Below are 26336 nucleotides of genomic sequence, written 5' to 3'. Positions count from 1 at the left end.
GCTAAGCTGCCAGCCGCGGCTCCTGCCAGATCGGCAATTGCATCCGCACGATCAAGCCATGCGGCTCGCGGTCGTGCAGCGACAGCTCGCCACCATGGGCGAGCGCAATCGCGCGCGCGATCGACAGGCCGAGCCCGAAGCCGGTGGACTCGTCCATGGTCCGCGCATCGTCGCCGCGCACGAACGGCTCCAGCATCTCCTGCTTGCGCGCATCCGAGATGCCGGGGCCGTCGTCCTCAACGTCGATGATCAGTGTCGTGCCCGAGACGTCGAGGCGGATCGTCACCTCGGCGCCGAAGCGCACCGCGTTCTCGACGAGGTTGGTGACGCCGCGATGCAGATCGTCGGGCCGCGCAGCGGCGGTCGCGGACGCCGGCCCGTCATAATGCACGACATGGCCCATGTCGCCGAACTGGTCGGCGACGAGCTGCAGCGTGCTGGCGATGTCGACCAGCGTCACCGCCTCGATCTTGCGGTCGTTGCGCAGCAGCGACAGCACGGATTCCAGCATCGAGCGCATCTGGTCGAGGTCGATCAGCATGCGCTTGCGGTTGCCTTCGTCCTCGATGAACTCGGCGCGCAGCCTCAGGCGCGTGATCGGCGTGCGCAGATCGTGGCTGATCGCGGCCAGCATCCGCGTGCGATCCGACATCAGCCGCGCGATCCGCTCGTGCATGCGGTTGAGCGCGCGCGCGACCGAACGGATCTCCTCCGGGCCGCGCTCGGGCAGCGGCTCGGCGGTGCCGTCCAGGCTGAAATTCTCCGCGGCCTTGGCGAAGGACGACAGCGGCGCGGCCAGCGCACGCGCCGCCCACAGGCCGAGCACGGTGATACAGATGAAGGCGGTCATCAGCGTCACCAGCCATGGTGCGCCCCAGAACCACGGCCGCGGGCCGCCGTCGACGCGGCCGGCGATCACGGTGCCGTCGGGCAATTCGACGGCGACGCGGTGTGCGCGACCCTCAGCGGCGAGCTGCATCACCTTGTAGCCGCGCCCGAGATGACGGCGCATCCCGAACAGGTGGGCGCCGTCGCCTGACTCGATCACCGACCCGGAGGCGAGCATCTCGACGCCGAGCCTTGGGAAGGCGCGCGCGAGATCGGCGACGAGGCGCGCTCGCTCGCTGGCATCGGCCGCGCCGAGCAGCAGCGCAGCATCGGTCAATTGATGGGCGCCGTCCGGCGGGGCGTCTGGGCGGTCCGGCCGGCTGATCAGGAAGGCGGTGGTGACGACGAGATGCAGCGCGACGGTCGAAGCCAGCACCAGCGCGGCGATCTGCCCGCCGATCCCCTTGAGGTGCAAGAATCCGAACGGCTTCATCGTCGGCGCGCCCTTCAGCTGCTCAGGGGTGCGGTCACCGCTTCCGTCCTCGGCGTGAACAGATAGCCGCCGGAACGCACCGTCTTGATGATGATGGGATCGGCCGGATTGGGCTCGATCTTGCGGCGGATGCGGCTGACCAGCACGTCGATGGAGCGTTCGAACGAGCCGGTGTTGCGGCCCTGCGTGAGGTCGAGCAAGCTGTCGCGCGACAGCACGCGGCCGGGCCGCTCGCAGAACGTCCTGAGCAGATCGAATTCGGCACTGGTCACCGCGACGCGCGCGCCTTCCGGATTGCGCAATTCGCGCAGGCGCAGGTCGATACGCCAGCCCTCGAATGCGAGCGTGGAGGCGCCCTCGATCGAGCTCGCCGCCTGCGCTGCGGCCTGGCGGCGCAGCACCGCGTTGATGCGGGCGAGCAGCTCGCGCGGGTTGAACGGTTTCGGCAGATAATCGTCCGCGCCCATCTCGAGGCCGACGATGCGGTCGACGTCCTCGCCGCGCGCGGTCAGCATGATGATCGGCGTCTGCGCCTCCGCGCGCACCTTGCGGCACAGGCTGAGGCCGTCCTCGCCCGGCAGCATGACGTCGAGAATGATCAGGTCGACGCGATGGTCGGCCATGGCGCGCGACATCTCGCGGCCGTCGCTCACGGCGGTGACGTTGCAGGCGTTGTTGCGCAGGTACTTCGCAATCAACGTCCGGGTTTCGCGGTCGTCCTCGACGACCAGGATGTTGGGATTGGGAATGGCCATGCGCTTTGTTTGTCCAAGATTCGGGCCAAATGGCGAAGATTTTTGTTTCGGAGTGTTTCCATCAGCCTCGTCGCAATGCCGGGACATGACCGGGCAGTGGAGCGGCAAGATCTCGTTAAGGCCGTTAACCATACCGTGGTGCCGTTCGCCACGAAACCCCGCAAGATCCACGGAGCCATCATGACCTCGATTTCGGCGGCCTCCGCCGGCAGCTATCAGTCGCCGCTGCAGCGGCTGCAGCAGGAATTGCAATCGCAAGTCTCTGCCGGCACGATCTCGTCGTCGGACCAGTCCGCGCTGTCGACGGCGCTCACCGACATCGACACCGCGCTCCAGCAGAGCCGGTCGAGCGACCAATCGAGCGGCACGCGTCCTTCCAAGGACGAGATGCAGTCGAAGATCGACGACCTCATCTCGAACGAGGTGTCGAGCGGGACGCTGACCTCGGATCAGGCCGAGGAGCTGAAGGGCGTGTTTCAGTCCGCCTTCGCCAATGGTCCGGGCGGGGCGGGTGGCCCCGGTGGGGCAGGCGGACCGCCGCCCGGCCCGCCGCCGGATGATGCTAATTCGGATTCGTCGACGACCACGGATTCGACCAACGGCACGTCGGCTGACGCAACGACCGCGGAAATCCTCCAGCAATTGCTCCAGGCGCTGCAGCAATCGCAATCGTCGGCGTCGTCCTACGGTGCCAATGGCAGCGCGTCGAGCGGCTCGAGCTTCTCCGCGCTGCTGATCGACTACAAGAGCTGACCTGGCGACGCTGGGTCGGCGCGTTCCCCGCCGCGATGATGCTTCACCCAGGGCGCATGATCGTCGGCGGGGAACCGTGCGCCGCAACATGTTCCTGGGTGACGCAGGAACGTGCCTTGCCGTCATTTCGGCTCGCGCATTGCGCGACGAAATTGCCGCCCGCACGGAACCGCGCGTGATCAGCGCTGTTTTCTCCGCACGAGGTTTCTGAAGGAGAGGACAACATGATGAAGACGATTGTTGCCGGCCTCGCCGGCACAGCACTGCTTGCGACCGTGGCGTTCGCGCAAGCGCCGACCGCCACCACCGACAAGGCGCCGACCGCGGCCACCGCCACGACGACGAGCGCGTCCGACCAGTGGCGCGTGTCGAAAATGTCGGGCGTCAAGGTCTATAACGAGGCCAACGAGAACATCGGCTCGATCAACGACCTCTTGATGGACAAGAACGGTAACATCAAGATCGCCGTGATCGGCGTCGGCGGCTTCCTCGGCATGGGCGAGCATCTGGTCGCGGTGCCCTACGAGAAGCTGAAGTTCACCAACGAGGCCATCGCCTACAGCGCCCCAGCCACCAGCCCGCCCGGCCGGCCGGCCTCGACCACGACGACTGGCGCAGCGACCGGAACCGACAAGACCGCGACAACCTCGTCCGCGTCGAAATGGTATCCGGATCATGCCGTGTTCAACGCCAGCAAGGACGAGCTGAAGAGCATGCCCGAGTTCAAGTACTCGGAGTAATGCGGCTCGCGTAACTGCCTAGACGAAGCGCGCCCGGTTTTCACTGGGCGCGCTGTCGTGTCTTTTCGTCCCGTCATTGCGAGGAGCTCGCGACAAAATTGCGTAGCTCGCAATGACGACGAGCGCAGTTCAATGCCCCGTCACCATCGGGCAGCCGCCCTTGTCGAGCGGACGGAACGCCTCGTCGCCGGGCACGGTGGCGATCAGCTTGTAGAGGTCCCACTCGCCCTTGGATTCCTCGGGTTTCTTGACCTCGAACAGATACATGTCGTGGACCATGCGGCCGTCGATGCGGATCTTGCCGTTCCTGGCGAAGAAGTCGTTGATCGGTGTCTTGCGCATCTCTTCCATCACCTTCGGCGCCTCGTCGGTCTTGATGGCGTCGATCGCCTTCAGATAGTGCATGGTCGCCGAATAAAGGCCGGCCTGGATCATGGTCGGCATATGCCCGACCTTCTCGTTGAAGCGCTTCGAGAAGGCCCGCGTCTCCTCGTTCATGTCCCAGTAGAAGGCGTCGGTGACGATCAGGCCTTGCGTCGCCTTGATGCCGAGCGAATGCGTGTCGGTGATCTCCTGCAGCAGCGCGATCATCTTCTGGCCGCCCTGGGTCAGGCCGAACTCGGAAGCCTGCTTCAACGCATTGGTGGTGTCGCCGCCGGCATTCGCCAGCGCGACCACCTTGGCCTTGGAGGCCTGGGCCTGGAGCAGGAAGGAGGAGAAGTCCGACGAGTTGAGCGGATGGCGGACCTCGCCGAGCACCTTGCCGCCGCTCTCCTTGACCACGTTGGCGGCGTCGCGCTGGAGCGCCATGCCGAAGGCGTAGTCGGCGGTGACGAAGAACCAGCTGTCCTCGCCGCGTTTGACCATCGCTCTGCCGGCGACGTTCGACAGCGCATAGGTGTCGTAGGTCCAGTGCACCGTGTTGGGCGAGCAGGCGATGCCGGTGATGTCGGACGAGCCTCCGCCGGAATTGATGTTGATTCTGTTCTTCTCGCGCGTCAGCGCCGAGACCGGCAGCGCCACCGAGGAGGTCGGAACGTCGAAGATCGCGTCGACCTTGTCGTTGTCGTACCAGTTGCGGGCGATGTTGACGCCGACATCGGGCTTGTTCTGGTGATCGGCGGCGACGACCGCGACCGGCTTGCCCGCGACCTTGCCGCCGTAGTCGGCGACCGCCATCTCGACGGCGGCGAGCGAGCCCTTGCCGGTCGCATCCGCATAGAGGCTCGACATGTCCGTGAGCACGCCGATTTTGACGATGTCGTCGGAAATCTGCGCCTGCGCGGCGCCGGATGTTGCGGCCAGAGCTAGGCCAGCTGCGATCGCGACACTGAGTTTTTGCATGTTGTTTCTCCCTGTGTGTTGTTGTTTGGGTTTTGTTGCGGGAGGAGTTTTAACGGCTATCTGCAGGCGCAGCTAAGCGATCCGCGCCATAGCAGAATGCAAAAAAGAAAGGGCGGGTGGTGTTCCCGGGAGGAGGAATATCGCAACGTCACGATGGCGCATTGCTGTGCCCTCTCTCCTTGCGGGAGAGGGCAGCGACGCTCGCGGGAAAAGGAAGACGAACGTCGCCTAGGCGCTGCTGCCCTTGAGCCGTTCGTTCCGTCGGCGCAAGCCTTCCATGGTCGCGAGCAGGATGATCGATACCGTCGTCAACATCACCGCCGCGGCCGTGATCGTCGGGCTGATGTTCTCGCGGATGCCGGCGAACATCTCACGCGGCAGGGTGCGCTGCTCGGGACCTGCCATGAACAGCACGATCACCACCTCATCGAAGCTGGTCGCGAAGGCAAACAGCGCACCCGACGCGAGGCCGGGCAGGATCAGCGGCAGGATCACGCGACGAAACGCGTAGAGTGGCGAGGCGCCGAGTGAGGCGGCGGCGCGCGCCAGATTGGTGTCGAAGCTTTGCAGCGTCGCGCCGACCGTGATCACCACAAAGGGCATCGCCAGCGCGGTGTGGGCGAGGATCAAGCCGAGATAGCTGCCGGTCAGTCCGATCGGGGCGAAGAAGAAATACAGACCGACCGCGGTGATGACGCCGGGCACGACGACCGGCGACAGCACGAAGGCCAGCACGAGCGGTTTGAACCGGCTCTTCCACTGCGCCAGCCCCAGCGCGGCCAATGTGCCGAGCACCATGGACAGCAGGGTCGAGGCGACGCCTATGATCATGCTGTTCTTCAGCGAATTCATCCAGCGCGGCGAATTGATGAAATCGTCGTACCAGCGCAAGGAGAGGCCGGGCAGCGGATAGGTCAAGTACGAACCGGAGCTGAAGGACAGCGGCATGATCGCCAGGATTGGCGCGATCAGGAAGATGAACACCAGCGTGGAGATGACGATGGTTGCAGTCCACGCGGCACGCTGGCTGGGCGTGCGGAGGGAAGGATCATCGCTCAATTCTTCATCCCTCCCGTGACCTGCTGTCCCTGCACCAGTTTTCCGTAGAGGAGAGCGAGCAGAACAGTGGCGAGCAGCAGCACCGCACCCAACGCCGAGGCGAGGCCCCAGTTGGCCGTCTCGGTCGTGTAGAGCGCGATGAAGTAGCTGATCATTTGATCGGCGGCGCCGCCGACGAGTGCCGGCGTGATGTAGTAGCCGAGCGCCAGGATGAAGACGAGCAGGCTTCCCGCACCGATACCGGGCAGCGTTTGCGGCAGGTAGATCCGCAGGAAGGCGGTGACCGGCGGCGCACCGAGCGAGGCTGCGGCACGCATGTAAGCTGGCGAGATCGCCTTCATGCTGCTGTAGAGCGGCAGGATCATGAACGGCAGGAGAACGTGGGTCATCGCCACGCAGACACCGAAGCGGTTGTAGATCAGGCGCAACGGCTCGTCGATGATGCCAAGCCAGTGCAGGCTGTCATTCACGACGCCCTTGCTCTGCAACAGTACGATCCAGGCGCAGGTGCGGACCAGAAGCGACGTCCAGAACGGCAGCAGGACGAAGATCATCAGCAGGTTCGACCGGCCGGGCGGCAGCGTCGCCAGCAGGTAGGCGACCGGGAAGCCGAGGATCAGGCAGAGTGCCGTGACGCTGAGACTGATCACGAAGGTACGGGTGAATACGTTGCGGTAAATGGCCTGATCCGGCGGGGCCGCGACGATCGCGCCGTCCATGTTCCGGGTGAGGTCGAGCGCCGCCAGCAGGTAGAAGCTGGTCAATGGGCCACTGGCGTCCTTGATCGTCGTCCAGGTGGCGCGTTCGCGCCAGGCCGGATTGATCTTGCCCAGCGTCTCCTTGGCCGTCCCTCGCTCCGGCACCGCCTTCAGATTGCGTGCCGTGCTGGTCAGGATGGTGCGGAAGCCGTTCAGTGCGTAGTTCAGCCGCTTGGCCGCAATGGCCATGGTGCCGGAGGCGCGCGCCGCCAGGATATCGCTTGCCAGCGCAGCAAAGGCCTTTTCGTCCGGCAGGTCCTTGCCATCCCAGTCGGCGAGAGCAGCTACGGTTTGGGGCAGGATCTGGCGTACCTCCCGATCGTCGACCGAGCGCCACAGCATGCCGGCGATCGGGCCTGCGAAGGTGAAGAGCAGAAACAAAAGAAGCGGCAGAACCAGTGCCAATGCCTTGACCTGGCGCGCCCGCTCTGCACGTCTCAATCGGCGCTTGAGCGGCACCTCGGTCTGGGCATCTGCGCCGATCGCGGGTGTTGCTGTCATGCTGCGAGCCTCTTTGACTGCACATCCTTCGCCACTTCAGGCCGGGCAATCGCATGTGGCCTTGTCGATCGGCCTGAGAAGCGCCTCGTCCTTCGAGACGACCGCTTCGCGGTCTCCTCAGGATGAGGCTCATCGACATCGGCGCCTGCCGTGACACTGCTGCCGCACACTCCGTCCTCATCCTGAGGGCCCGCCGTAGGCGGGCGTCTCGAAGAATGCGTCACGGGCGCGTTGTCCGCGACGCACCCTCTACCTGCGCCGCACGCCGGTTCGACGGCACGCTATTTTGCTGCCCATTTGTTGAAGCGCTCGGTTAAGCGGTCGATGTTCTCGAGCCAGAAGCCAACGTTGATCTCGACCGCGTTCTTGATGTTATCAGGTGCTGTCGGCAGGTCCTTCAGAACGGCGGGCTGCAGCCGGGCGGCTGCGTCCTTGTTCGAGGTGCCATAAGCGATGTTCTCCGATAGCTTGGACTGGTTCTCCGCCTTGCCGACGAAGTCCAGGAACTTGTAGGCCGCGTCCTTGTTCGGGCTCCCCTTCAGGATGACCCAACTGTCGAGGGTGAACAGCGCTCCATCCCACACCATGCCAAAGTTCTTCTTCTCGTTCTTGTTCGCGGTGTCGATGCGGCCGTTGTAGACCGAGGTCATCGCCACCTCGCCGGAAGCGAGCAATTGCGGCGGCTGGGCGCCGGCCTTCCACCAGACGATGTCGCCCTTGATGGTGTCCAGCTTCTTGAAGGCGCGATCGATGCCCTCGTCGGTCGCTAGCACTTTGTAGACGTCCTTCGGTGCGACGCCGTCAGCCATGAGAGCGATCTCCAGCGTGGTCTTCGGGCCCTGACGCAGGCCGCGCTTGCCCGGAATCTTCTTGGTGTCGAAGAAGTCGGTCCAGCCGCCCGGGGCCTGCTTCAGCTTGTCCTTGTCGTAGCCGAGAACGAAATCGTAGAGGATGGCGCCGACACCGCAGGGATTGACTGACGGCGGGATATAGGCGGCCTCGCCGCCGATTTTGGAATAATCCATCTTCTCGAACAGGCCCTCCTCGCAGCCGACCGCGAGTTCGTCGCTCTCGACCTGGACGACGTCCCAGGTTGCGGCGCCACCCTGCACCTTGGCGCGCAGCACCCCGACGCCGCCGTCCCAGGACTCGTCGTTCATCGGAATTCCGGCCGCCTTCTTGAACGGCTCGAAATAGACCTTCTTCTGGGCATCCTGATACGCCCCGCCCCACGACACGACGGTGAGGTCACGCGCCTGCGCGACCGTGGCCAGCGCAGCGCTGGCGGTGAACGCCGCGGCGAAACCCAGAGCAATCTTGCCAATGTTGCGCTTCAGCATGGTCCTTGTTCCTTCTTCATGTGCGTTGCGTTGAGGTTGATCGATGCCGGTCTGCTTGCGCCAAAGACATGCTGCAGGATTGGATCACACGGGATCAAGCGCCAGGCAGTCCTCGGGGCGGAAGGTGATGAACACGCTGTCGCCATGTCTCAGGCTGTCATATGCCCCCGGCTGAAGCTTGACCATGAACTCCCCGTTGCCGGCGACGTCGAGCACGGCAAGCGCGTGGTCGCCGAGATAGATGGTGTTCTGCACCTTGGCCGGCAGGCGGTTCGGTCCCTCGCTGGAGGTGCCATCCGGGACAATGGCGATCCGCTCCGGCCGCACCGACAGGGAGGTCGATGCGCCGCCGCCCGATACGTTGACCGCCCGCGCGGTCACGGCACCGCCACCAGCCAGCGCGACGCGGCAATAGTCGTTGTCGACCGTTTCGACGGTGCCGGCCAGCACATTGTTCTCGCCGATGAAGTGGGCGACGAAGCTGTTCACCGGATGCTCATACAGCGCGTCGGGTTTGTCGATCTGCTGCACGATGCCGTCATTGAACACGGCGATGCGGTCCGACATGGTGAGCGCTTCACTCTGATCGTGGGTGACGTAGACGACGGTGATGCCCATCGTCTCGTGCAGTTGCTTGATCTCCAGTTGCATCTGCTCCCGCAGGCGCTTGTCCAGGGCGCCCAAGGGCTCGTCCATCAGCACGAGTTGCGGGTTGAAGACCAGCGCGCGGGCCAGCGCGACGCGCTGCTGCTGACCGCCGGACAACTGCCCGGGCCGCCGGTGCGCCAGGGTTTCCATCTTGATCATGCGCAACGCCGCCCTCACGCGCTCCTGCGCTTCCGCCTTGTTGATTTTGCGAACGGATAGCGGGAAGGCGATATTCTCGGCGATCGTCAGATGCGGAAACAAGGCATAGTTCTGGAACACCATGCCAATGTCGCGCCTATGTGGCGGCACGTTCTTGATCGGCCGGCCACCGAGGTAGATCTCGCCATGGGTCGGAACCTCGAAGCCAGCCAGCATCATCAGCGTGGTCGTCTTGCCCGAGCCCGACGGGCCGAGCAGGGTGATGAACTCGCCCTTCCTGATTTCGAGGTCGAGGTTCTTCACCACGAGGTGCTCACCATCGTAGGTCTTCTGAATGCCGGAAAAGCGCACCAGTGCCGGCGCAGGTGTGACCATGCCGGCTTCCATGTCGTCCTCGCGTTGTCCCCTACAGTGGTGCGAGATTAGCATCCTCCGGCGAGAATGCCAGCGGTGCAAGCGACGAAGGCGCGCACGAAGCCGGTGAGTGAAAGCGCGCTACATCCCCGACAGCTTCGTCACATAGACGTTCAGCGAGCCGCCGGCTTCGGCGACCACGCGCAGGGTCTTGGAATCGAAGGCGATGTCGGCAAGCGTCAGGCTGTCGATCTTGGCTTCGACCTTGAGGCCGTCCTCGCTCTTCTGGTAGTCGGCGATCGCGGCGGCAATCTTCTCGCGGGCGTTGGCGGCGATCGGCTTCAGGTCGAGCGTTGCCTTCTGCAGCAGGGCCTGCTGCATCTGCGGCACCACGGCGCGCGCCGCTGCGCCTAACAGGCCGAACGCGGCCTCGGATTCCACAGCAAGCTGGATGTCGGCGAGCCGCAGCGTCTGCTGCGCCTGGTCGAGCATCGGCCGGCCCCAGATGTGCACGGTCGCCTCGGCGCCGAGGCCGAACCAGCTTTTCTTCTCCTTGGCGCGCACCAGCAGCGAGATCAGCAGGCGGTCACCCGAGGGTATCACGTTGACGGTCTTGACGGTGACGTCGACCGGACCGGAGCCGTCCTCGGGATAGGTATGGCCGACCATCTGCGCCGCGATCAGCTTGTTGATCTCGGTGAAGGGCACGTCAATCGGCACGCCGATGTTCACGCCGGTGCCGGTCGGCGGCACGATCGAGATCTTGTCGGGAAACGGACACTCCGGCTTGGTCGGGGCGGAGGTCACGCGTGTCTCGGCCTCGAGGCCGAGGAGCAGCGTCACCGCTTGCGCATCGACCCGCGGTTGCGCCGCGATCGCGCGCACCGGCTTCATCTCGAGCCAGAGTGGCGGCAGTGTGGCCGATGAACTCGAGCCTTGCAGCGGGATCGAGCGGCACGCCTTGGCCCATTGCACCCTGGCGTTCTCCCGCAGCGAAGGATCGTTGCGGATGCGTTCGGAGACGGCGTTGATCTGCTCGCCGACATTCTTGTCGATCAGCGGCTTCACCTGCGCCGGCACGTTGACCTTGGCGCCGGAGACGTTGAGGTTGGTATCGCCGAGATTGACCTGAGCGCCGAGATTGGGCTCGAGATGCCAGTTCGCCGCGAGCTTCGGCCGCGAGGTGACGACGACGTTGCCCTTGATCTCGGCGCTGGCATTCAGGTTCTTGATGTTGACCGCGCCGATCCGTTTCGCTGCGTCACCGCCGAGCACGCTGCCGAGTGCGTCACCAAGGGCGCCTGTGGCCTTCGAGGACAGCGAGCCCGTCACGTTGAGCTTGCCGGTGAGCGGCGTCGACAGCGTCAGCACGTCCTTGTCGCCGTTCGCCGCCATCGGACCGCGGGCTGCGGACCAGCCGATGTCGGCGTTCTCCAGGATCTGCGAGATCGGGTTGTCGGCCTTCCCTGCGAAATTGCGCGGCGAGGCCTTCTCCGCCTGCTCGCGGATCGCCGACAGCGCGATCGCGACCGGCGCGATCACGATCGAGCTCTTCGAGACCGGCGGCAGCGGCGGCAGTTGCGCGACCGGCGGCGCCGAATTGGTCGGCTGCGGCGACAGCAAGTCCATCGCCTTCAGGCTGATGAAGAACGACGCCGCGAGCACCACGACGGCGATCAGGATAGTCTTCAAGTTCAGCGTCAGTCCCATCAATCCCCCAGGCCGCCCCGGGCAGAAGTCTATAGGGCAGGCGAGAAGGGCGCTAGAGCGCAAGGATGGGGTGGAATTGGGGCGAACAGGTTAACAGATGCGAAACCGTCGTTGCCGCGCATTCAAACCGTGATCGCGAGGCTAGCTGCGCCGGGGACGGCGGACCGCTCTCACATTGCCGCGACCACCGCCGCCGCAGAAGAAGCGATCGCCGCCATCGGACTCCAAACCCGAAACCATCGTCCCGGCGGGCAGGTCGAGCTGCTCGAGCACCTTGCCCGTATCTGGGTCGATCCGCCGCACGTCGCTCTCTTCGTTCTCCCAGGTGCCATGCCAGAGCTCGCCATCGACCCAGGTCACGCCGGTGACGAAGCGCTTGCTCTCGATAGTGCGGAGGACCTTGCCTGTTTCGGGATCGACCTGATGGATCTTGCGCTCGCGATATTGCCCGACCCAGAGCGAGCCTTCGGCCCAGGCCAATCCGGAATCGCCACCAGCGCCGGGTGAAGGTATCGTGCTGAGCACTTTGCCGCTGGCGGCGTCGATCTTCTGGATGCGATCCTCGGCGATCTGGAACAGGTGCCGGCCGTCGAACGCCGTGCCCGCATGTGCGGCGACATCGATGGAGCGCGCGATCTTGCCGTCGGCCGGATCGACCGCGTTCAGCTTGTCGCCGGATGCGAACCAGACATGCGTGCCGTCATAGGTGACGCCATGCACGGCTTCGACGCCCGCGAAAGGCCCATACTCCTTGATGATCTCGGCGGCTGAACGCTTCATGTGCTCGATCCCTGTGATGTGACCTCACCTTACGTCTTCAGGAGCGGCGTGGGGAGTAACAAGCCTGTCGGGAAACCCGGGACGGGCGGGGTCATCCAGCGCCGCGCCCTTCCGTGTCCGAAGGATTGCACCTTGTGCGATCGCGCGAGCTCTTCGAGCGCGCGCTGCACGGTGCGCGCGCTCGTTCCAAGCGCCAGCGCGAGCGCCGAGCTCGACCAGGGTTCGCCGTCGGAGAGGAAGGCGAGCACCGCGGCGTGCTTCTCCTCGACCGGCCGCGCCAGCACAAGAACCTGTCGCGTCTTGCGCGGTGTCAGCGCAAAGCCGTGCTTGGTCGCGCTCACACCGGCAAGAGGCTTGAGCTTGGCGCGGAGCCGGCCGATCTCGACCCGCAGCCGGGCGCGATGCGATTCATCGACGTGTTTCGCCTGAAATGCCGCGGTCATCAGTGCCTCTCGGGACACGTCCGCGGGCCACGCCTGCGCCAGGGGGCGGGCGAGCGCGAACAGCACCGGCCGGGTCCCGAGTGACACGACGATGCCTCCCTTGCGAATGGTGTGATGGAACGTGTCCACGACAAGCGCTTGGGATGCCGCCAGCGCTTCGATCTGTCCAAGCAACAGCGGATGCTCCTTGCCGCGCGCGATCAGGCGCGCCGCGGGCGTATCGAGCACGAGCTTCGCACTTTCGACTTCGGCCGTGAGCGCTGGAATCCCGGCTAACCGCGCCGCGTCGGCGGCGCGGTCGAGCGCCGCGCGCGCATCCTTGGTCTTGAGCCGCCTGATTGCGATGCCGGCGACCACGAGTTCGCGAATGACCAGAGATGCAGGCGGGAGTGGTGATGCGCCGAGCTCCGCCAGCGTGCGCTCGGCCTCGTCGAGGCGCCCGACCAGAAGAAGGCGACGGGCCTCGATGTGACCGGCATGGGCGGCATTGCCGAGATCGCCATGCTTTGCGAGTGTCGCCCGCGCGGCCGCGAGCGTTTTCACCGGCCAATTCAGCTCGCGCGAGACGAGCGCGATCTCGGCCTCGGCCACGATGCACCTTGCGCGCGCCACCGCCTCTCTCGGACCGAAGGCACGTGCGGCGCTCCGCAGCAGCGTCTTGGCCTTGGCGAGATCGCCGAGCTGCGCCATCGCGATGCCGCGCAGCGCCAGCGACGGTGCGTCGTTGCGCAAGGCGACGCGGTTCAGCGCACCGAGCGGATCGCCCGCTTCGAGCGCGCGCGCCGCGGCCGTGATCAGCGACTCCATGCAAATCCCGCCACACTTGTTACTCCCACCGCGCAACCGTCCGGTGCCAGAAACAGTTTACGACCGACGATGTGCGGTGAGGGGCGAACTGTTCCGCGTCTGTCATAACGCGACGCGGAATGACCGCCCAGGCAAGAGGTTTGGAGAGCCATGATGACATCAGTTGAAAACGCAGGGAATAACGGACATTCCGCCATGCAAACACCGCCAGTGGTATCGCCGCAGGACTGGGAGGCAGCTCGTCTGCAACTGCTCGTGAAGGAAAAGGCGCATACCCGTGCCCGCGATGCCCTGGCCGCCGAGCGGCGGCGTATGCCGTGGATGGCAGTGGACAAAACCTATGCGTTCGAGGGCCCCGGCGGCAAGGTCAGTCTGGTCGACCTATTCCAGGGCCGGCGGCAATTGATCGTCTACCGGGCCTTCTTCGAGCCGGGGGTGTTCGGCTGGCCCGATCATGCCTGCCGGGGCTGCTCCATGGTCGCCGACCAGGTCGCCCATGTCGCGCACCTCAATGCCCGCGACACCACCCTCGTCTTCGCCTCGCGCGCGCCGCAGGCCGATATCGCGCGGCTCAAGAAGCGGATGGGCTGGACCATGCCCTGGGTCACCATCACCGACAGCTTCGATGCCGATTTCGGCGTCGACGAATGGCACGGGACCAACGTGTTCTACCGTGACGGCGACCGTGTCTTCCGCACCTATTTCGTCAAGAGCCGGGGCGACGAGCAGATGGGCGGTACCTGGAACTATCTCGACATCACGCCGCTCGGCCGGCAGGAGGTCTGGGAGGATTCGCCGAAGGGCTATCCGCAGACGCCGACCTACAAATGGTGGAATTGGCATGACAGCTACACCGAAGGCGCGGCGCCCGACAAGAAATGGGTCGAGATCTCGGACGCCGGCGAGAAAGCATTTCGCGAGGAGGCCGCGGGAGAAAGGAAATGACCTCTCCCGTCAGCGCGGCCGCCAGCGTCAACCGCGACAGCGTCGCGGCCGCGCGTCACCTCGCCAGATGGCTGGGGTTGGCGGCCACGCCGACCTTCGCGATCATGGCCCTGCTGACCGCCGTGCTCGGCGGCGGTCAGGCGGACATGCTCTGCTCCGCCGGACATGGATCCGTGCTCGCCGGCATGGTGCCGATGTATCTGTTGATGAGCGCGTTTCATTCCGCGGCGTGGTTTAGGTTGATTGCGGAGCGAAGGCGCGGGGGCGAGGCATCCTGAAGGCGCCGGCCAACGGCGAGCGTCTCGAAGGATGCGCCACACCAAAATGGCGCGGTGTGTCCGGCCTCTTATTGCGAGCCGCCCGCCGCCTGCAGATAGGCAACCACCTTGGCCGCTTCCTCCGCCGAGATGCCGCCATAGGGCTGCATCTTGTGGCCGGACACGACCTCGTCCGGCTTGACCATGAAGCGGGTGAGCTTGTCCTGGTCCCAGACGAAGCCGGCTTCCTTCATTGACGACGAGTAATTGTAGTTCGGCAGCGAGCCGGCCTTGCGTCCGACGATCTTGTTGAGGTTGGGACCGAGGCGATTGTCGCCTTCTTTCACGGAATGGCAGGTGCGGCAGGAATTGTTGAAGGCCTGCTGGGCTTCGTCGCTCGCCGGCTGCTGCGCGAACGAGAGGAGTGGTGACAAGAGCAGCGCCAGCGCCACGGTGCTGATCGCGCGCAGCCAGGCGCTTGACGAACGTTGCAGGCGTGCTCGCATCTGCGCCTCCATCGGGGATCGCGCCGCAGCAAGCGCGCTTCGGGATGTCGAGGGCAAACGAAAACGGCCCCGGTGGGTTCCGGGGCCGTTTGCGTCACAATGTCCTGTCGCTCAGCGCGTCGCGGCTCCGAGTTCCGCTCGCCGCTCCGTCATTGGCAGCACGATCACCTTGGTGCCGACGTTGACGCGGGCGTAGAGGTCGGTGACGTCGTCGTTGGTCATCCGGATGCAGCCGGAGGAGACGTGCTTCCCGATGGTCTCGGGCGCGTTGGTGCCATGGATGCGGTAGATGGTGCCGCCGAGATACATGGCGCGGGCCCCTAACGGATTGCCGGGACCGCCGGCCATGTGGCGCGGCAAATAGGGTTGGCGGGCGATCATCTCCGGCGGCGGGGTCCAATCCGGCCACTCGGCCTTCTTGCTCACCGACTGGATGCCGGACCAGGTGAAGCCGTCGCGGCCGACGCCGATGCCGTAGCGCAGCGCCTGGCCGTTACCGAGCACGTAATAGAGATAGGTGTTGGGCGTATCGATGATGATGGTGCCCGGCGCCTCGCGCGTTGCATAGGAAACGGTCTGGCGGCGGAAGCGGGCCGGCATCTCGACCGCGTCCTGATCCTCGGACGGGGCGGCCTGGTAAGGCGTCGTCTGGTAGGGCTGATAGGGCTGAAGCGGCTGCGGCGCGGTCATCGGCGGCAGCGGCTGGAAGAACGGGAAGAGCTGCACCGGCGCGGCGTTGGCTGCACCTGCGAACGCGAATGCGGAGAACGCCACTGCGCCAAAAGCAACGGCGCGCGAATAATTCTTGAACGTGTCCAGATTGAACATTGATCGCCCCTGTTTGCTCGGTGTTTTGCTCACCGCGGCACCGCTACCGGTGCTCCGTTGGGTAGATCACTTAACGGCAAAACGTTTCGGGACATTTGCGCGGAAAACCGAAAACGGTTTCACGGCGGCAAGGATTGTTTCATGACAGTTTCGTGGCTCCGCGAGGCCATTAACGAACAAAACAGTGGGCCGACACTTCTGTGACGTCATACGCCTGAAATATCCTTCGTTGATGGTCGGAAACCGAGAATCATCAAACTCTCGGGATTTCCCCATGCGGGTATTAATCGCGACCGACGCCTGGCATCCGCAGGTCAACGGTGTGGTACGGACGCTGACCTCGCTGGCGAACGCGGCCAAGGCTCTCGATGTCGAGATCGACTTCCTGACCCCGGACGGCTTTCCGTCATGGCCGCTGCCGACCTATCCAGGCCTGTGCATCGCGCTGCCTACGGGTAAGGAGATCGCGCGGCGGATCGAGAAGGCCGCGCCGGAAGCGCTGCACATTGCGACCGAAGGCCCGATCGGCTGGGCCGCGCGGGCCTATTGCCGGCGCAACCGGCTCGCCTTCACCACCTCCTATACGACGCGCTTTCCCGAATATGTCTCGGTGCGGACCGGCATCCCCGCGAGCATCGGTTATGCCGTGCTGCGCCACTTCCACGATGCCGCCGCCATGACCATGGTGGCGACGCCCTCGCTGCGGCAGGAGCTGTCCGAACGCGGCTTCAAGCGCCTGGGCTTCTGGACGCGCGGCGTCAACACCGAGCTGTTCCATCCCGACAGCCCGGCAGCTCTCGACCTGCCGCGCCCGATCTTCATGACGATGGGGCGCGTGGCGGTGGAGAAGAATCTCGAAGCCTTCCTTTCGCTCGACCTGCCCGGCACCAAGGTCGTCGTCGGCGACGGCCCGCAGAAGGCCGCGCTGGAAAAGAAATATCCCGGCGCCGTCTTCCTCGGCGAGAAGAAGGGGGCGGATCTCACCGCGCATCTCGCCGCGGCCGACGTCTTCGTGTTTCCGAGCCTGACTGACACTTTCGGCGTGGTGCAACTGGAGGCGCTCGCCTGCGGCACGCCGGTTGCGGCCTTTCCGGTGACGGGCCCGAAGGACGTCATCGCCGATCATCCGATCGGCGCGATCGACCAGGATCTGCGCTCCGCGTGCCTGCGCGCGCTCACCATGTCGCGCGAGACCTGCCGCAACTTCGCGCTGGAGCGCTCCTGGGAGAACAGCGCTCGGCAGTTCGTCGGCAATCTCACCTCACTTCAGCCCAGTCGCGTCTTGCGCGCCTCGCCTCGCATGGCGCAGCGACCGGTGCGCGGTTGATCGTCCATTTGAACCACAGCGAGAACCTCACCGATGGCTAAGATCATGAACCTTGACGGCACCCAGCAGCTCGACCTCACCCGCGGCACGGTCGAGCAGGCCTATGACCGTTGGGCGCCGGTCTACGACCTCGTGTTCGGCGGCGTGTTCGCCAAGGGCCGGCAGGCGGCGATCGCGGCCACCAACAAGATCGGCGGCCGGGTGCTCGAGGTCGGCGTCGGCACCGGCATCTCGCTGCCGCTCTACGCCCCGAACCTGCGCATCTTCGGCACCGACATCTCGGAAGCGATGCTCGACAAGGCGCGCCGCCGCGTGACGGAGCAGAAGCTGAAGAACGTCGAGGGACTCGCGGTGATGGATGCCGAGAAGCTCGAATTCCCCGACAATTCCTTCGACGTGGTGATGGCGCAATATGTCGTCACCGCCGTGCCGAACCCGGAGAAGGCGCTCGACGAATTCGCCCGCGTGCTGCGCCCGGGCGGCGAGCTGATCATCCTCACCCGCGTCAGCGCCGACACCGGCATGCGTCGCTTCATCGAGCAGAAGCTCCAGCCGGTGGTGCGTCCGCTCGGCTTCCGCACCGCCGAGTTCGCCTGGTCGCGCTATGCGAAGTGGCTGGCCGGCGCCCACGGCATCGAGCTCGCCGAGCGCCGTCTGATCCCGCCGCTCGGGCACTTCTCGCTGGTACGCTTCCGCAAGGTCGAGGTCGCCAAGGCGGCGTGAGCTTACGCGACCGCGTGCGTCATCGCGCCGCTGCAGATCGTCACATGACAAAATGATGATGTCACACGGCGTACATCGAATCCCTTTAAATCCCGTACCCGAAAGCATTTTGGGGAAGAGCATGATCAAGAATTATCTCGAGCAACTGCGCATCCAGCGCTGGGACGACCATCGCTACTATCACCACAGCCGCATCAATCAGAGCCTGCACTTCGTCAGCGCGCTGAGCTTTCTCTTTGCCTATGTCTGGCTGTTCATCGATCCCGTGGTCTCCGGGCTGGTCGGCTGGCTGGTCTCGATGACCTCGCGCCAGGCTGGTCACTTCTTCTTCGAGCCGCATGATTACGACCACATCAACCAGGCGACGCACGAGTACAAGGAAGAGATCAAGGTCGGCTACAACCTTCAGCGCAAGGTGGTGCTGATGGCGATCTGGGCGCTCTCGCCGCTGGTGCTGGTCGCCGATCCCACGCTGTTCGGCCTGTTCACACCTTGGGCGAGCGCGACCGATTTCATGCGGCAGGTCGCCAAGATCTGGCTCGTGGTCGGCGGCGGTGGCCTCTTGTTCCGCACCGTGCACCTGTTCTTCATCCGCGACGTCGAGACCGGCCTCGTCTGGATGACCAAGATCCTGACCGACCCCTTCCACGATCTGATGCTCTATCACAAGGCCCCGCTGGCGCTGATGCGTGGCGAGCTGATGGACCCCGGCCTGCACCTCAACCCCGAGCACACGCTGGGCCTCATCGGCGAGCCCACGCTCGAAGAGCAGCACGCCTGAGCGCGCTGCGCATATCCAATACTGCGATGTCGATTGGTTGCGTCATGCCCGGGCTCGTCCCGGGCATCCATGTCTTGGGGGCTTCTACGCCTGTCCCCGCGCGCGGGGAGGGGCCGGAGCGCATCGTAGATGTGATCCGGGTGAGGGGGAGTCTCCGCGCGGACGCTGCCAGAGGTTTATCCGCCAACTTTCACCGCACTCGCGGAGAGCCCCCCTCACCCCAACCCTCTCCCCGCAAGCGGGGAGAGGGGGAGGAGAGAGCTCGCCCTGGAATGACGGAGAATGTGCTTGGAGTGTTGGCCTCAGCGCCCGAAGCGCTTCGCCAGCATCTCTTTCAGGATCTGCCGTTTGATGTTCTTGTTGGTGAGCACGCCGTCGTGCCACCAGAAGCCGTCGGCCTTCATTTTTTCGGCCGCGCGGACGAAGCGCTCGGCGACCTCGGTGAAGTCGGCGTCGGTGTAGTTGAGGCTGAAGATCAGCCGGCCGGTGCCGACCCAGCTCAGCGCCAGGCCCTCGGCACGCAGGTAGTATTGCAGCATCCAGTTGTAGCGGGACGGCGTGGTGTATTTCACCGTCCAGATCGACGACAGATTGGCGAACCGCACCGGCAGGTCGGCATCGGTCATCATCCGGTTGAGCTTCTGGACGCGGCCGTTCCAGGTTTCCTCCAGCCCGTCATAGATGGCGCGGAAGTTGCGGCTGGCGAGGCGGCTCAAGAACTCGTCCATCGCCGTCATGACGTAGGGATGCGAGTTGAAGGTGCCGCGGGCAAAGCAGATGTCGGCAGGACGGTCGTCGCGGAAGCGGCGCATCAACTCGCGTTTGCCGCAGACCACGCCGACCGGCAGGCCGCCGGCGAGGCTCTTGCCATAGGTCACCATGTCGGCGCGCACGCCGAAATATTCCTGGGCGCCGCCGGCGGCGAGGCGGAAGCCGACGAATACCTCGTCGAAGATCAGCACGATGCCGCGCTCGGTGCAGACCTCGCGCAACTTCTTCAGCCACTCCGTATACGCTGCGCGGTCAAAGTTGCCGCCGCGGGAGGAATCGACCAGCGAGGAATCGCCGGGCGCATTCGCGTTCGGATGCAGGCCCTGGAGCGGATTGACCAGCACGCAGGCGATGTCCTTGCGGGTGCGCAGCACGTGCAAGGTCTTCTCCGACATCTCGGCGAGGGTGTAGGTCTCGTGCGCGGGAATCGGATTGCCGACGCCGGGCTGCACGTCGCCCCACCAGCCGTGATAAGCGCCGGCGAAGCGGACCAGATGCGTGCGCTTGGTGTGGTAGCGCGCCAGCCGCACCGCCTGCATCACGGCCTCGGTGCCGGACATGTGGAACGAGACTTCGTCGAGACCCGAGATCTGGCGGAGCCGGCTCACGTTCTCGAGGATGACCGGGTGGTAGGGGCCGAGCACGGGACCCAGCGCATGCGCGCGCTTCTCGGCGCCCTCGATGCACTCCTTGTAGAAGTCGTTGCCGAAGATGTTGACGCCGTAGGATCCGGTGAGGTCGTAGGAAGTGTTACCGTCGACATCGGTGACGGTGACGCCGCGCGAGGATTCCATGAAGGTCGAGGTGCCCAGGTGCTCGCGCACGAGACGCGAGAACTGGAATGGCACGCGGTAGCTCTCGGTGAAGTTCAGGTCGGAGATGGTCTCCGCCGCTTCCTTCGTCATCGCGCGGCCCTTGGGGTAGCGCTCGGCGTAAAGCCTGGCGAGGCGGAAGAAGGCGTCCTGGCGCTGGGCCACGATGTTCGCGGGCGCGCCGTCGCAGCCGAAGTACTTGTCGCCCTCGAACTCATAGAACGGGAGCAGCCGCGCCACGCGGCGCGACATCTTGGAATGCCCCGCGAGCGAGCGGTGCTTGGCGCGGGAGAGTTCGACCCGCGCCTTGATCTTCGGGAGGACGGCGGCAGCAGAAGCTGCGGCGGCCACGGACATCGAGAGAATCGGGAGTGTCGTTTCCATGACAACAAGCGCTAATACTGCGAGCTGACAGATTCATGACAGTCAAAGCCCTCATCGCCTCTTTCACCCAGCAGGAAGACCTCAACTTCCTGTTGACCAACCGTATCCCCCGGGCAGCGCTGACCCGCTTCATGGGCTGGTTCTCCAAGGTCGAGAACCCGCTGGTGCGGGACGTCTCGATCGCGCTGTGGAAGCTGTTCTCCGATCTCGATCTGTCGGAGGCGCGCAAGACGCATTTCCAAAGCTTGCACGACTGCTTCACCCGGGAGCTCAAGCCGGGCCTGCGGCCGTTCGATCCGGACCCGGCGATCGTTGCCAGCCCCTCGGACGGCATTGTCGGCGCCCATGGACGGATCGCCGACACCGAACTGTTTCAGGTCAAGGGTGCACCATATTCGCTGCTCGACCTCGTCGGTGATTCCGCTCTGGTCGACCAGCACCGCAACGGCTCCTTCGTCACGCTGCGGCTGACCTCGAGCATGTATCACCGCTTCCACGCGCCTTATGATGCGCATATCGAACGCGTCACGCTGATCCATGGCGATGTCTGGAACGTCAACCCAATCGCGCTGAAGCGGGTCGAGCGTCTGTTCTGCAAGAACGAGCGCGCGGTGATCCGCACGCATTTGTCGACCGGCGAAGCCGTGACGCTGGTGCCGGTCGCCGCCATCCTGGTCGCGAGCATCCGCCTGCACTTCCTCGACATGGTGCTGAACGCGCAGACCCGCGGTCCGGTCAATTTCCCTTGCGACGTCAACGTGACCAAGGGCGAGGAGCTTGGTTGGTTCGAGCATGGCTCGACCATCATCATCCTGGCGCCAGGCGATTTTACGTTCTGCGATGGTATCACCGAGGGCACGCGCATTCGCGCAGGCCAGGCGCTGCTGAACAGAAAGTAGCCTTCAATCCGCCGCGCCCGCCGCCTATATCGTGCGCGGGGATAACGATACTGGATACGAGCGATGGCGCGGGCGCCGGTGATGGCGGCGGGTGGTATCGTGCTGCGGCGTGGTTCGACGCCGCTGATTGCAGTCGTGCGCCAGCGCAAGCGCAATGAATGGGTCTTGCCCAAGGGCAAGCTCGACGACGGCGAGACGCCCAAGGAGGCCGCGCATCGCGAGGTGCTGGAGGAGACCGGCCACGATGTCGCCGTGCACGAATTTCTGGGCACGCTCGTTTATCAGTCCGGCGGGCGCTCCAAGGTCGTGCATTTCTGGCGGATGGAGGCTGACGGCGGCCCGGTCCGCAAGCTGATGAATGACATCAAGGCGGTCGACTGGCTGACGCTGGACGATGCGATCGCCCGCCTCTCGCGCGAGTATGAGCGCGCGTTCCTGACACACGTTGGTCCGATCGCCCTCGCGACTGCGGGGCTGGCGGCCGCTCCCGAGCCGACGCCGCCTGTGCCCGACGGTATCGATGCGGCCCTGCAGAAGCTGACACCTGTCGAGGCCGCGTCGGTCGATGAATTGCGGCATGGTTTGTTGCAGAAAGTGAAGGCGTGGCTCCGCGGCGACGCATGAGCGCGCCGCGTGCTGGGCAAAACGGTATCTGCAAGTTAGGGTGGTTGCGGTAACGCCAGCTCGTTCCAAGTCGTCATTGCGAGCGCAGCGAAGCAATCCAGAATCTCTCCGCGGAAAGATTCTGGATTGCTTCGTCGCAAGGGCTCCTCGCAATGACGGGGAGGCGGCGGAGCGGGCTTCTTTCGCACGATTTCCTCAGAACCGCCGCCGCGCTGACGATGCAGCTTCGCGCACACGAAGGGGAGAAGGAAGAGTCACCGTCGCTCCTTCTCCTTCGGCGCCGGTTTGCGCGGCGCTGCGGGGCGTTGTGCGCCAGGGAGGTGCTGCTGGAAGCCGCCTTGGCGCTGGATGTCGCCTGGCTGTTGGGCCGCAGGTGGCTGTGCTGGCTGGCCAGGCCGCAATCCCGTGCGCGGTGCTTGCGGCTGCGGCTGCTGTACGCCACCGGGCTGCATGCCTTGCTCGGTGCGTGGCGCTCCTTGCCGCGGACGCGCGCCTTGCTGGTCTCGATGTAGCGGTCTCTGTTGCTGCTCGCCTTGTCGCTGCTGTTGCCCCTGACCCGCGCGCTGGCCGCCCGGCTGTACCGTGCCGCCCTGGCCCTGCCGCTGCGGCGGCTGCGCGCCTTGCCGGCCCGGCGTACCCGGCTGCTGTTGACCTGGACGGTTGTTCTGGCCGGGCTGGCCTTTCGGCCTCTGCGGCTGCTGGCTTGGCGGCGTGGTCGGCCGCAATTGCTGCTGTTGCGGCTGGAGCGGTCGCGGAATGCGGCTGAGCGCACCGGGATTGGCGCGGCGGAAGTCGCGCTGCTCGGTGACGATCTGCCGGCCCGTGGTCTGCGCCAGATGCACCTGGCTGACGAAGCCGCGGTCGCGCGCGATCTGCTGCGGGGGAATCGTGATCGGCACCGCGGCAAAGCGCATGACGCCGCCGGCGCCGCCTGCACCCGGCCGGATCGCAAAACCGCTTGCTGCTTGCGTCAGCGCGCCGAGCCGCGCGCCGCTGCTGCGGTCGTCGACGTCGATGTGCCCGACCCGGCCGTCGGCGTCGGGATAGAGCTTGATGTTGACGTTGCTCGCCCTGTTCGCCGCCGCGCCTTCCGGCACGTCGACGACGCCAGTGGTGCCGCGGATGCCGAGCGTCGCGGTCGGCGTCGTGATCTTCATGTCGCCGGTCTTCGCCACCGCTGCGGCAACGAAAGCGACCGTGCCCTTGCCGACGTCGAAGATCGCGGCGTTCTGCTTGCCGCCGTCCTCATAGACGTAATTGTCGATGGTGATCCTGGCGCTGGCCGAGAGGTTGAACGTGGTGGCGTCGTTGAAGGTGATGCCGAGCGAGGAGTTCGACGAGGTCTGCACGACGTCGTTGAGATAGATGTCGTTGCGCACGCGCAGCGGATACGAGTTCTTGTCGCGGATCACGGTCGCGATGCCCGTCACCGTCGCGACGTTGCCGATCGGCTCGACGGCGGCGGGCTGCGCGTCTGTCGCGGGGCTAGGCGAGGCCGACGGTGTCGGGGAGGGTGTGGGTATCGGCTGTGCTTGCGGCTGCGCCTGCGCAAACTCCATCGCATCGGATGCGAATGCCGCGCCCGCGCCGGCCAGCGGCAAGGCCAGCAGGGCGAGCGCAAACACGAAGCGGCGCCAGGCTGCCAATGAAGTCACGAGGAGATCCCGGTGAGAACGCGAGGCGAGAGCTGCGGATTTCAGCCGGGGACAGCTGAATGGCGGATGAACATGTGTGGCAGGGGGGAGCGAATGCTCGAACGTCGTGTCCACAAGACCAGGTCGCGAGCAATGCCAGTGTTATGGGCTCCGGCATCTCCTCACCGTCGTGGCCGGGCTTGTCCCGGCCATCCACGTTGGCGCGCGGTTCGAAGAACGTGGATGGCCGGGACAAGCCCGGGCATGACGATGACTTGTGCTTGCCTGTCGGTGTGACGCCTTCAGTGTCAGCTCACGCGTTTCCAGGTCTGCCCGCCGCAGAACATGCCGCCGAAGGCGCAGCCCTGCACGCGCATTGCATTCGGGCCCTTCATCGCGATGGTCGAGTCGTAATTGCGGCCGGAATCGGGATCGTGGATGCGGCCGCTCCACTTCGAGCCTTCGGGCTTCATGTTGATCAGGATGCGCGCGTTGGTCTTTTCGGCGTAACCACAGAGATTGGGACCGCACTGCTCGACACGGACATTGCCCTTGTTCTCTTCGGTCGCCCACACGCCGATCGGCGAGTTCGGTGCCGCCACAGGCACTGCGGCAGCCGGAGCCGGGGCCGGCGCGGGAGCAGCAGCGACGGGAGCGGGCGCGGCAACGGGAGCCGGCGCGGGCTGCGTATTGTCGACGCCGACGGACGGAGCGGCGGCAACCGTTGCTGCGGGAGCTGCGGGGGTGGCAGGAGCAGTAACGGCCGGCGCGGCGGGCGCAGCCGCCTGGACCGGCGCCTGCGGCACGGGCTGCTGCTGCACCGGAGCCGGCGTGGGCTGCGCAGTCGTGGTCGCCGGAGCCGGCGTGGTGTCGACCTCATCGTCGGTGGAGCCGCCAAGGCCCTTGAGGTTGATGTTGTTCAGCTTGATCGGCTTGTCCGACAGGCCCGGCGCGACGATGGTCACGCAATTGAGCGAGGCGCAGTTGCGCGGCGTCTCGATGCGGATGTGCTGGCCTTCGAACTGGAACGAGATCGAATTGCCGGCATGCGCGGCGGCGGTCGAAGCAAGGAAGAGCGCGGTGGCGGCGATGGCCAGCTTGTTCATGACAACCTCCGAAAATGGCCTGGTCCCGGTATGGACTGATGTCGCTGGTGACTGAGCGTGGTTCGACCCTACGACGGTGCCGTCCTGTCTTCCGTGACAAACGTCACGCCGGCTTGCGGCGGCTTGCGTGAGCCGGCGCACATTCGGCCATCGTTCTCCCGCGTAACGTCGCCGCGACACAGAGGGAGGCGTCGATGCAGCGGCTTGCGACTTCGCTTGGCACATTGATCGCCTTGATGGCGATTGCGCCCGCCGCCCAGGCCGGTTCCTATTCTTTCTCTATCGGTGGCCACCGGATTCATGTCGAGGCACCGCGCAATTGCCGATCTGCTTCCTGTGTTTCGATGTCCAGTCGCAGCCTCCGGCCGACAGAAGACGTCAGCATGACCTCGGCCTCGCGCCCGGCGTCCGCGCCGATGGTCCAGGCACCGCAACCGGTTTGTCCGGCGGCGCCGGTCCGGCCGCCACAAGCGACTGCAGTCGTGCCGCCACCGGCGCCTCCCGTCCTTGCCGCGACGACGTCGCAGCCCGTTGTGTTGCCGCCGGCGCCAAAACTCGAGGCGTCGAGCACTCATATGCCGCGGGTAGATCTCCAGCGCGAAGATCTGCCGAAGATCGTTGCGCTCGATCCGCCGCGCATCGAGCCGCCGGTCATCGTTCCGAGGCCCGAGATCAAGCAGACCGCAACACTCGCACAGCGCAGCGACGACGAGGGCTATACGCCGCTCGGCGAATGGGAGAGCGCCGGCGCCAACGGCACCGTCCGCATCGAGCGCTGCGGACCGGCATTGTGCGGTTACGCGCTGACCGAGGCCTCAAACCGAGGCGAGAGCGTTCTCGTCAACATGAAGCCGAAATCGCACGACGTCTGGAGCGGCAGCATCTATAGCCGCTCCAGCGGCAACACCTATTACGCGACGATGATGCTGAAGAGCTCCGGCAAGCTGCACATCGAAGCCTGTGCGCTCGGCCGCTTCTTCTGCTCCGGCAACGACTGGACGCGTGTTGAGGAGCGGCAGGAGCAACTGATCACGACGTCGCGGCAGTGGAGTGAGCGGTCGTAGCTCTTCGCGATATGCCGTTATCCCTCCCCTCTTGCGGGAGAGGGGGCTGCGAGTGCGGTTGATGAGTCTCTAAATCATGCCGAGCACGATGGCGCCGACGAAGGCTATGGCAAGGTACGCGGCGATAACGCTCAGTCTGCCGGCGAACGTCATGAGATCGCTCCCGCAGTCGCGCCGCTTTGCGCGCGAGTGCTTTATGGTTA

The 26336-nt window shown here is 65.2% G+C and carries 25 protein-coding genes; 10 read left to right on the top strand and 15 right to left on the bottom strand.

The window, feature by feature from the left end; translation table 11 throughout:
• Position 1: 1 nt before the first annotated feature.
• Together LRP30_RS35405 and LRP30_RS35400 are read right to left on the bottom strand one after the other, a co-directional pair.
• A complete protein-coding gene (locus tag LRP30_RS35405) occupies positions 2–1321 on the bottom strand; it encodes an ATP-binding protein (RefSeq protein WP_249757821.1) in 1320 nt (439 codons plus the stop codon).
• 14 nt (positions 1322–1335) lie between these two features.
• On the bottom strand, positions 1336–2076 hold the full coding sequence (locus LRP30_RS35400; RefSeq protein ID WP_249757820.1) for a response regulator: 741 nt from the start codon (positions 2074–2076) through the stop codon (positions 1336–1338).
• A 180-nt stretch (positions 2077–2256) separates the two neighbouring features.
• On the opposite strand from LRP30_RS35400, the gene LRP30_RS35395 reads away from it, so the two are divergent.
• Positions 2257–2829: a hypothetical protein gene (locus tag LRP30_RS35395; RefSeq protein WP_249757819.1), complete on the top strand. Its 573-nt coding sequence runs from the start codon at positions 2257–2259 to the stop codon at positions 2827–2829.
• Between the two features lie 224 nt (positions 2830–3053).
• Positions 3054–3569 carry a PRC-barrel domain-containing protein gene (locus LRP30_RS35390; RefSeq protein WP_128937807.1) on the top strand — a complete coding sequence of 172 codons (516 nt, stop codon included), beginning with the start codon at positions 3054–3056 and terminating at the stop codon, positions 3567–3569.
• Positions 3570–3698: 129 nt separating this feature from the next.
• Here LRP30_RS35390 and LRP30_RS35385 read toward each other — a convergent pair whose 3' ends face one another.
• From LRP30_RS35385 to LRP30_RS35350, 8 genes are all read right to left on the bottom strand, one after another.
• A complete protein-coding gene (locus LRP30_RS35385; RefSeq protein ID WP_249757818.1) occupies positions 3699–4913 on the bottom strand; it encodes an ABC transporter substrate-binding protein in 1215 nt (404 codons plus the stop codon).
• A gap of 228 nt (positions 4914–5141) precedes the next feature.
• Positions 5142–5972 (bottom strand): ABC transporter permease, encoded by an 831-nt coding sequence (locus LRP30_RS35380; protein ID WP_249757817.1) that lies wholly within the window; start codon positions 5970–5972, stop codon positions 5142–5144.
• The gene (locus tag LRP30_RS35375; protein ID WP_249757816.1) at positions 5969–7231 is read right to left on the bottom strand and encodes an ABC transporter permease; all 1263 of its coding nucleotides are present in this window, start codon (positions 7229–7231) and stop codon (positions 5969–5971) included. Before LRP30_RS35375 ends, LRP30_RS35380 begins: the two co-directional genes overlap by 4 nt.
• A gap of 281 nt (positions 7232–7512) precedes the next feature.
• A complete protein-coding gene (locus tag LRP30_RS35370; protein ID WP_249757815.1) occupies positions 7513–8571 on the bottom strand; it encodes an ABC transporter substrate-binding protein in 1059 nt (352 codons plus the stop codon).
• An 84-nt stretch (positions 8572–8655) separates the two neighbouring features.
• On the bottom strand, positions 8656–9765 hold the full coding sequence (locus LRP30_RS35365) for an ABC transporter ATP-binding protein (protein ID WP_128937803.1): 1110 nt from the start codon (positions 9763–9765) through the stop codon (positions 8656–8658).
• 108 nt (positions 9766–9873) lie between these two features.
• Positions 9874–11442, bottom strand: coding sequence for a DUF4403 family protein (locus LRP30_RS35360; RefSeq protein ID WP_249757814.1), 1569 nt, complete (start codon positions 11440–11442; stop codon positions 9874–9876).
• A gap of 141 nt (positions 11443–11583) precedes the next feature.
• Complete coding sequence (locus LRP30_RS35355; RefSeq protein WP_128945807.1) at positions 11584–12222, bottom strand: PQQ-binding-like beta-propeller repeat protein; 639 nt, start codon at positions 12220–12222, stop codon at positions 11584–11586.
• 29 nt (positions 12223–12251) lie between these two features.
• Positions 12252–13472 carry a helix-turn-helix domain-containing protein gene (locus LRP30_RS35350; RefSeq protein ID WP_249757813.1) on the bottom strand — a complete coding sequence of 407 codons (1221 nt, stop codon included), beginning with the start codon at positions 13470–13472 and terminating at the stop codon, positions 12252–12254.
• Positions 13473–13622: 150 nt separating this feature from the next.
• Between LRP30_RS35350 and LRP30_RS35345 the strand changes: the two genes are divergently transcribed.
• Together LRP30_RS35345 and LRP30_RS35340 are read left to right on the top strand one after the other, a co-directional pair.
• Positions 13623–14417 carry a DUF899 domain-containing protein gene (locus LRP30_RS35345; RefSeq protein WP_128936064.1) on the top strand — a complete coding sequence of 265 codons (795 nt, stop codon included), beginning with the start codon at positions 13623–13625 and terminating at the stop codon, positions 14415–14417.
• A complete protein-coding gene (locus LRP30_RS35340; RefSeq protein WP_249757812.1) occupies positions 14414–14695 on the top strand; it encodes a hypothetical protein in 282 nt (93 codons plus the stop codon). Before LRP30_RS35345 ends, LRP30_RS35340 begins: the two co-directional genes overlap by 4 nt.
• Positions 14696–14763: 68 nt before the next feature.
• Here the strand turns inward: LRP30_RS35340 and LRP30_RS35335 are convergent, their stop codons facing one another.
• Together LRP30_RS35335 and LRP30_RS35330 are read right to left on the bottom strand one after the other, a co-directional pair.
• Positions 14764–15180 carry a c-type cytochrome gene (locus LRP30_RS35335; RefSeq protein ID WP_245508648.1) on the bottom strand — a complete coding sequence of 139 codons (417 nt, stop codon included), beginning with the start codon at positions 15178–15180 and terminating at the stop codon, positions 14764–14766.
• A gap of 111 nt (positions 15181–15291) precedes the next feature.
• A complete protein-coding gene (locus tag LRP30_RS35330; RefSeq protein WP_249757811.1) occupies positions 15292–16008 on the bottom strand; it encodes a L,D-transpeptidase in 717 nt (238 codons plus the stop codon).
• Positions 16009–16282: 274 nt separating this feature from the next.
• On the opposite strand from LRP30_RS35330, the gene LRP30_RS35325 reads away from it, so the two are divergent.
• The 3 genes from LRP30_RS35325 to LRP30_RS35315 all read left to right on the top strand — a co-directional run bounded on the left by LRP30_RS35325 (position 16283) and on the right by LRP30_RS35315 (position 18839).
• Positions 16283–17335, top strand: coding sequence for a glycosyltransferase family 1 protein (locus tag LRP30_RS35325; RefSeq protein WP_249757810.1), 1053 nt, complete (start codon positions 16283–16285; stop codon positions 17333–17335).
• Between the two features lie 33 nt (positions 17336–17368).
• A complete protein-coding gene (locus LRP30_RS35320) occupies positions 17369–18058 on the top strand; it encodes a methyltransferase domain-containing protein (RefSeq protein WP_249757809.1) in 690 nt (229 codons plus the stop codon).
• 121 nt (positions 18059–18179) lie between these two features.
• Positions 18180–18839: a hypothetical protein gene (locus LRP30_RS35315; RefSeq protein ID WP_091879295.1), complete on the top strand. Its 660-nt coding sequence runs from the start codon at positions 18180–18182 to the stop codon at positions 18837–18839.
• A gap of 302 nt (positions 18840–19141) precedes the next feature.
• On the opposite strand, the gene LRP30_RS35310 is transcribed toward LRP30_RS35315, so the two are convergent.
• Positions 19142–20806 carry an aminotransferase class III-fold pyridoxal phosphate-dependent enzyme gene (locus tag LRP30_RS35310; protein WP_249757808.1) on the bottom strand — a complete coding sequence of 555 codons (1665 nt, stop codon included), beginning with the start codon at positions 20804–20806 and terminating at the stop codon, positions 19142–19144.
• Between the two features lie 35 nt (positions 20807–20841).
• Here LRP30_RS35310 and asd point away from each other — a divergent pair, with 35 nt between their 5' ends.
• Positions 20842–21705, top strand: a complete 864-nt coding sequence (gene asd, locus LRP30_RS35305) for an archaetidylserine decarboxylase (protein WP_249757807.1) — start codon at positions 20842–20844, stop codon at positions 21703–21705.
• Between the two features lie 63 nt (positions 21706–21768).
• Positions 21769–22329 carry an NUDIX hydrolase gene (locus LRP30_RS35300; RefSeq protein WP_249757806.1) on the top strand — a complete coding sequence of 187 codons (561 nt, stop codon included), beginning with the start codon at positions 21769–21771 and terminating at the stop codon, positions 22327–22329.
• A 254-nt stretch (positions 22330–22583) separates the two neighbouring features.
• On the opposite strand, the gene LRP30_RS35295 is transcribed toward LRP30_RS35300, so the two are convergent.
• Both LRP30_RS35295 and LRP30_RS35290 read right to left on the bottom strand, forming a co-directional pair.
• Positions 22584–23975, bottom strand: coding sequence for a FecR domain-containing protein (locus LRP30_RS35295; RefSeq protein WP_249761906.1), 1392 nt, complete (start codon positions 23973–23975; stop codon positions 22584–22586).
• A 296-nt stretch (positions 23976–24271) separates the two neighbouring features.
• The gene (locus tag LRP30_RS35290; protein WP_249757805.1) at positions 24272–25069 is read right to left on the bottom strand and encodes a DUF2147 domain-containing protein; all 798 of its coding nucleotides are present in this window, start codon (positions 25067–25069) and stop codon (positions 24272–24274) included.
• Between the two features lie 383 nt (positions 25070–25452).
• On the opposite strand from LRP30_RS35290, the gene LRP30_RS35285 reads away from it, so the two are divergent.
• A complete protein-coding gene (locus LRP30_RS35285) occupies positions 25453–26133 on the top strand; it encodes a DUF2147 domain-containing protein (RefSeq protein WP_249757804.1) in 681 nt (226 codons plus the stop codon).
• The last annotated feature ends 203 nt before the right edge of the window (positions 26134–26336 follow it).

Source organism: Bradyrhizobium sp. C-145 (assembly GCF_023375135.1).
GTDB lineage: Bacteria > Pseudomonadota > Alphaproteobacteria > Rhizobiales > Xanthobacteraceae > Bradyrhizobium > Bradyrhizobium zhanjiangense.
Note: the sequence above shows the minus strand (reverse complement) of the source record. Positions and strands in the feature narration are given on the sequence as shown.

What these genes read in the sequence shown, in the direction of transcription:
- LRP30_RS35405 (WP_249757821.1), bottom strand. Translation starts at nt 1,321, where the DNA reads ATGAAGCCGTTCGGATTCTTGCACCTCAAGGGGATCGGCGGGCAGATC.
- LRP30_RS35400 (WP_249757820.1), bottom strand. Translation starts at nt 2,076, where the DNA reads ATGGCCATTCCCAATCCCAACATCCTGGTCGTCGAGGACGACCGCGAA.
- LRP30_RS35395 (WP_249757819.1), top strand. Translation starts at nt 2,257, where the DNA reads ATGACCTCGATTTCGGCGGCCTCCGCCGGCAGCTATCAGTCGCCGCTG.
- LRP30_RS35390 (WP_128937807.1), top strand. Translation starts at nt 3,054, where the DNA reads ATGATGAAGACGATTGTTGCCGGCCTCGCCGGCACAGCACTGCTTGCG.
- LRP30_RS35385 (WP_249757818.1), bottom strand. Translation starts at nt 4,913, where the DNA reads ATGCAAAAACTCAGTGTCGCGATCGCAGCTGGCCTAGCTCTGGCCGCA.
- LRP30_RS35375 (WP_249757816.1), bottom strand. Translation starts at nt 7,231, where the DNA reads ATGACAGCAACACCCGCGATCGGCGCAGATGCCCAGACCGAGGTGCCG.
- LRP30_RS35370 (WP_249757815.1), bottom strand. Translation starts at nt 8,571, where the DNA reads ATGCTGAAGCGCAACATTGGCAAGATTGCTCTGGGTTTCGCCGCGGCG.
- LRP30_RS35365 (WP_128937803.1), bottom strand. Translation starts at nt 9,765, where the DNA reads ATGGAAGCCGGCATGGTCACACCTGCGCCGGCACTGGTGCGCTTTTCC.
- LRP30_RS35360 (WP_249757814.1), bottom strand. Translation starts at nt 11,442, where the DNA reads ATGGGACTGACGCTGAACTTGAAGACTATCCTGATCGCCGTCGTGGTG.
- LRP30_RS35355 (WP_128945807.1), bottom strand. Translation starts at nt 12,222, where the DNA reads ATGAAGCGTTCAGCCGCCGAGATCATCAAGGAGTATGGGCCTTTCGCG.
- LRP30_RS35350 (WP_249757813.1), bottom strand. Translation starts at nt 13,472, where the DNA reads ATGGAGTCGCTGATCACGGCCGCGGCGCGCGCGCTCGAAGCGGGCGAT.
- LRP30_RS35345 (WP_128936064.1), top strand. Translation starts at nt 13,623, where the DNA reads ATGATGACATCAGTTGAAAACGCAGGGAATAACGGACATTCCGCCATG.
- LRP30_RS35340 (WP_249757812.1), top strand. Translation starts at nt 14,414, where the DNA reads ATGACCTCTCCCGTCAGCGCGGCCGCCAGCGTCAACCGCGACAGCGTC.
- LRP30_RS35335 (WP_245508648.1), bottom strand. Translation starts at nt 15,180, where the DNA reads ATGCGAGCACGCCTGCAACGTTCGTCAAGCGCCTGGCTGCGCGCGATC.
- LRP30_RS35330 (WP_249757811.1), bottom strand. Translation starts at nt 16,008, where the DNA reads ATGTTCAATCTGGACACGTTCAAGAATTATTCGCGCGCCGTTGCTTTT.
- LRP30_RS35325 (WP_249757810.1), top strand. Translation starts at nt 16,283, where the DNA reads ATGCGGGTATTAATCGCGACCGACGCCTGGCATCCGCAGGTCAACGGT.
- LRP30_RS35320 (WP_249757809.1), top strand. Translation starts at nt 17,369, where the DNA reads ATGGCTAAGATCATGAACCTTGACGGCACCCAGCAGCTCGACCTCACC.
- LRP30_RS35315 (WP_091879295.1), top strand. Translation starts at nt 18,180, where the DNA reads ATGATCAAGAATTATCTCGAGCAACTGCGCATCCAGCGCTGGGACGAC.
- LRP30_RS35310 (WP_249757808.1), bottom strand. Translation starts at nt 20,806, where the DNA reads ATGGAAACGACACTCCCGATTCTCTCGATGTCCGTGGCCGCCGCAGCT.
- asd (WP_249757807.1), top strand. Translation starts at nt 20,842, where the DNA reads ATGACAGTCAAAGCCCTCATCGCCTCTTTCACCCAGCAGGAAGACCTC.
- LRP30_RS35300 (WP_249757806.1), top strand. Translation starts at nt 21,769, where the DNA reads ATGGCGCGGGCGCCGGTGATGGCGGCGGGTGGTATCGTGCTGCGGCGT.
- LRP30_RS35290 (WP_249757805.1), bottom strand. Translation starts at nt 25,069, where the DNA reads ATGAACAAGCTGGCCATCGCCGCCACCGCGCTCTTCCTTGCTTCGACC.
- LRP30_RS35285 (WP_249757804.1), top strand. Translation starts at nt 25,453, where the DNA reads ATGACCTCGGCCTCGCGCCCGGCGTCCGCGCCGATGGTCCAGGCACCG.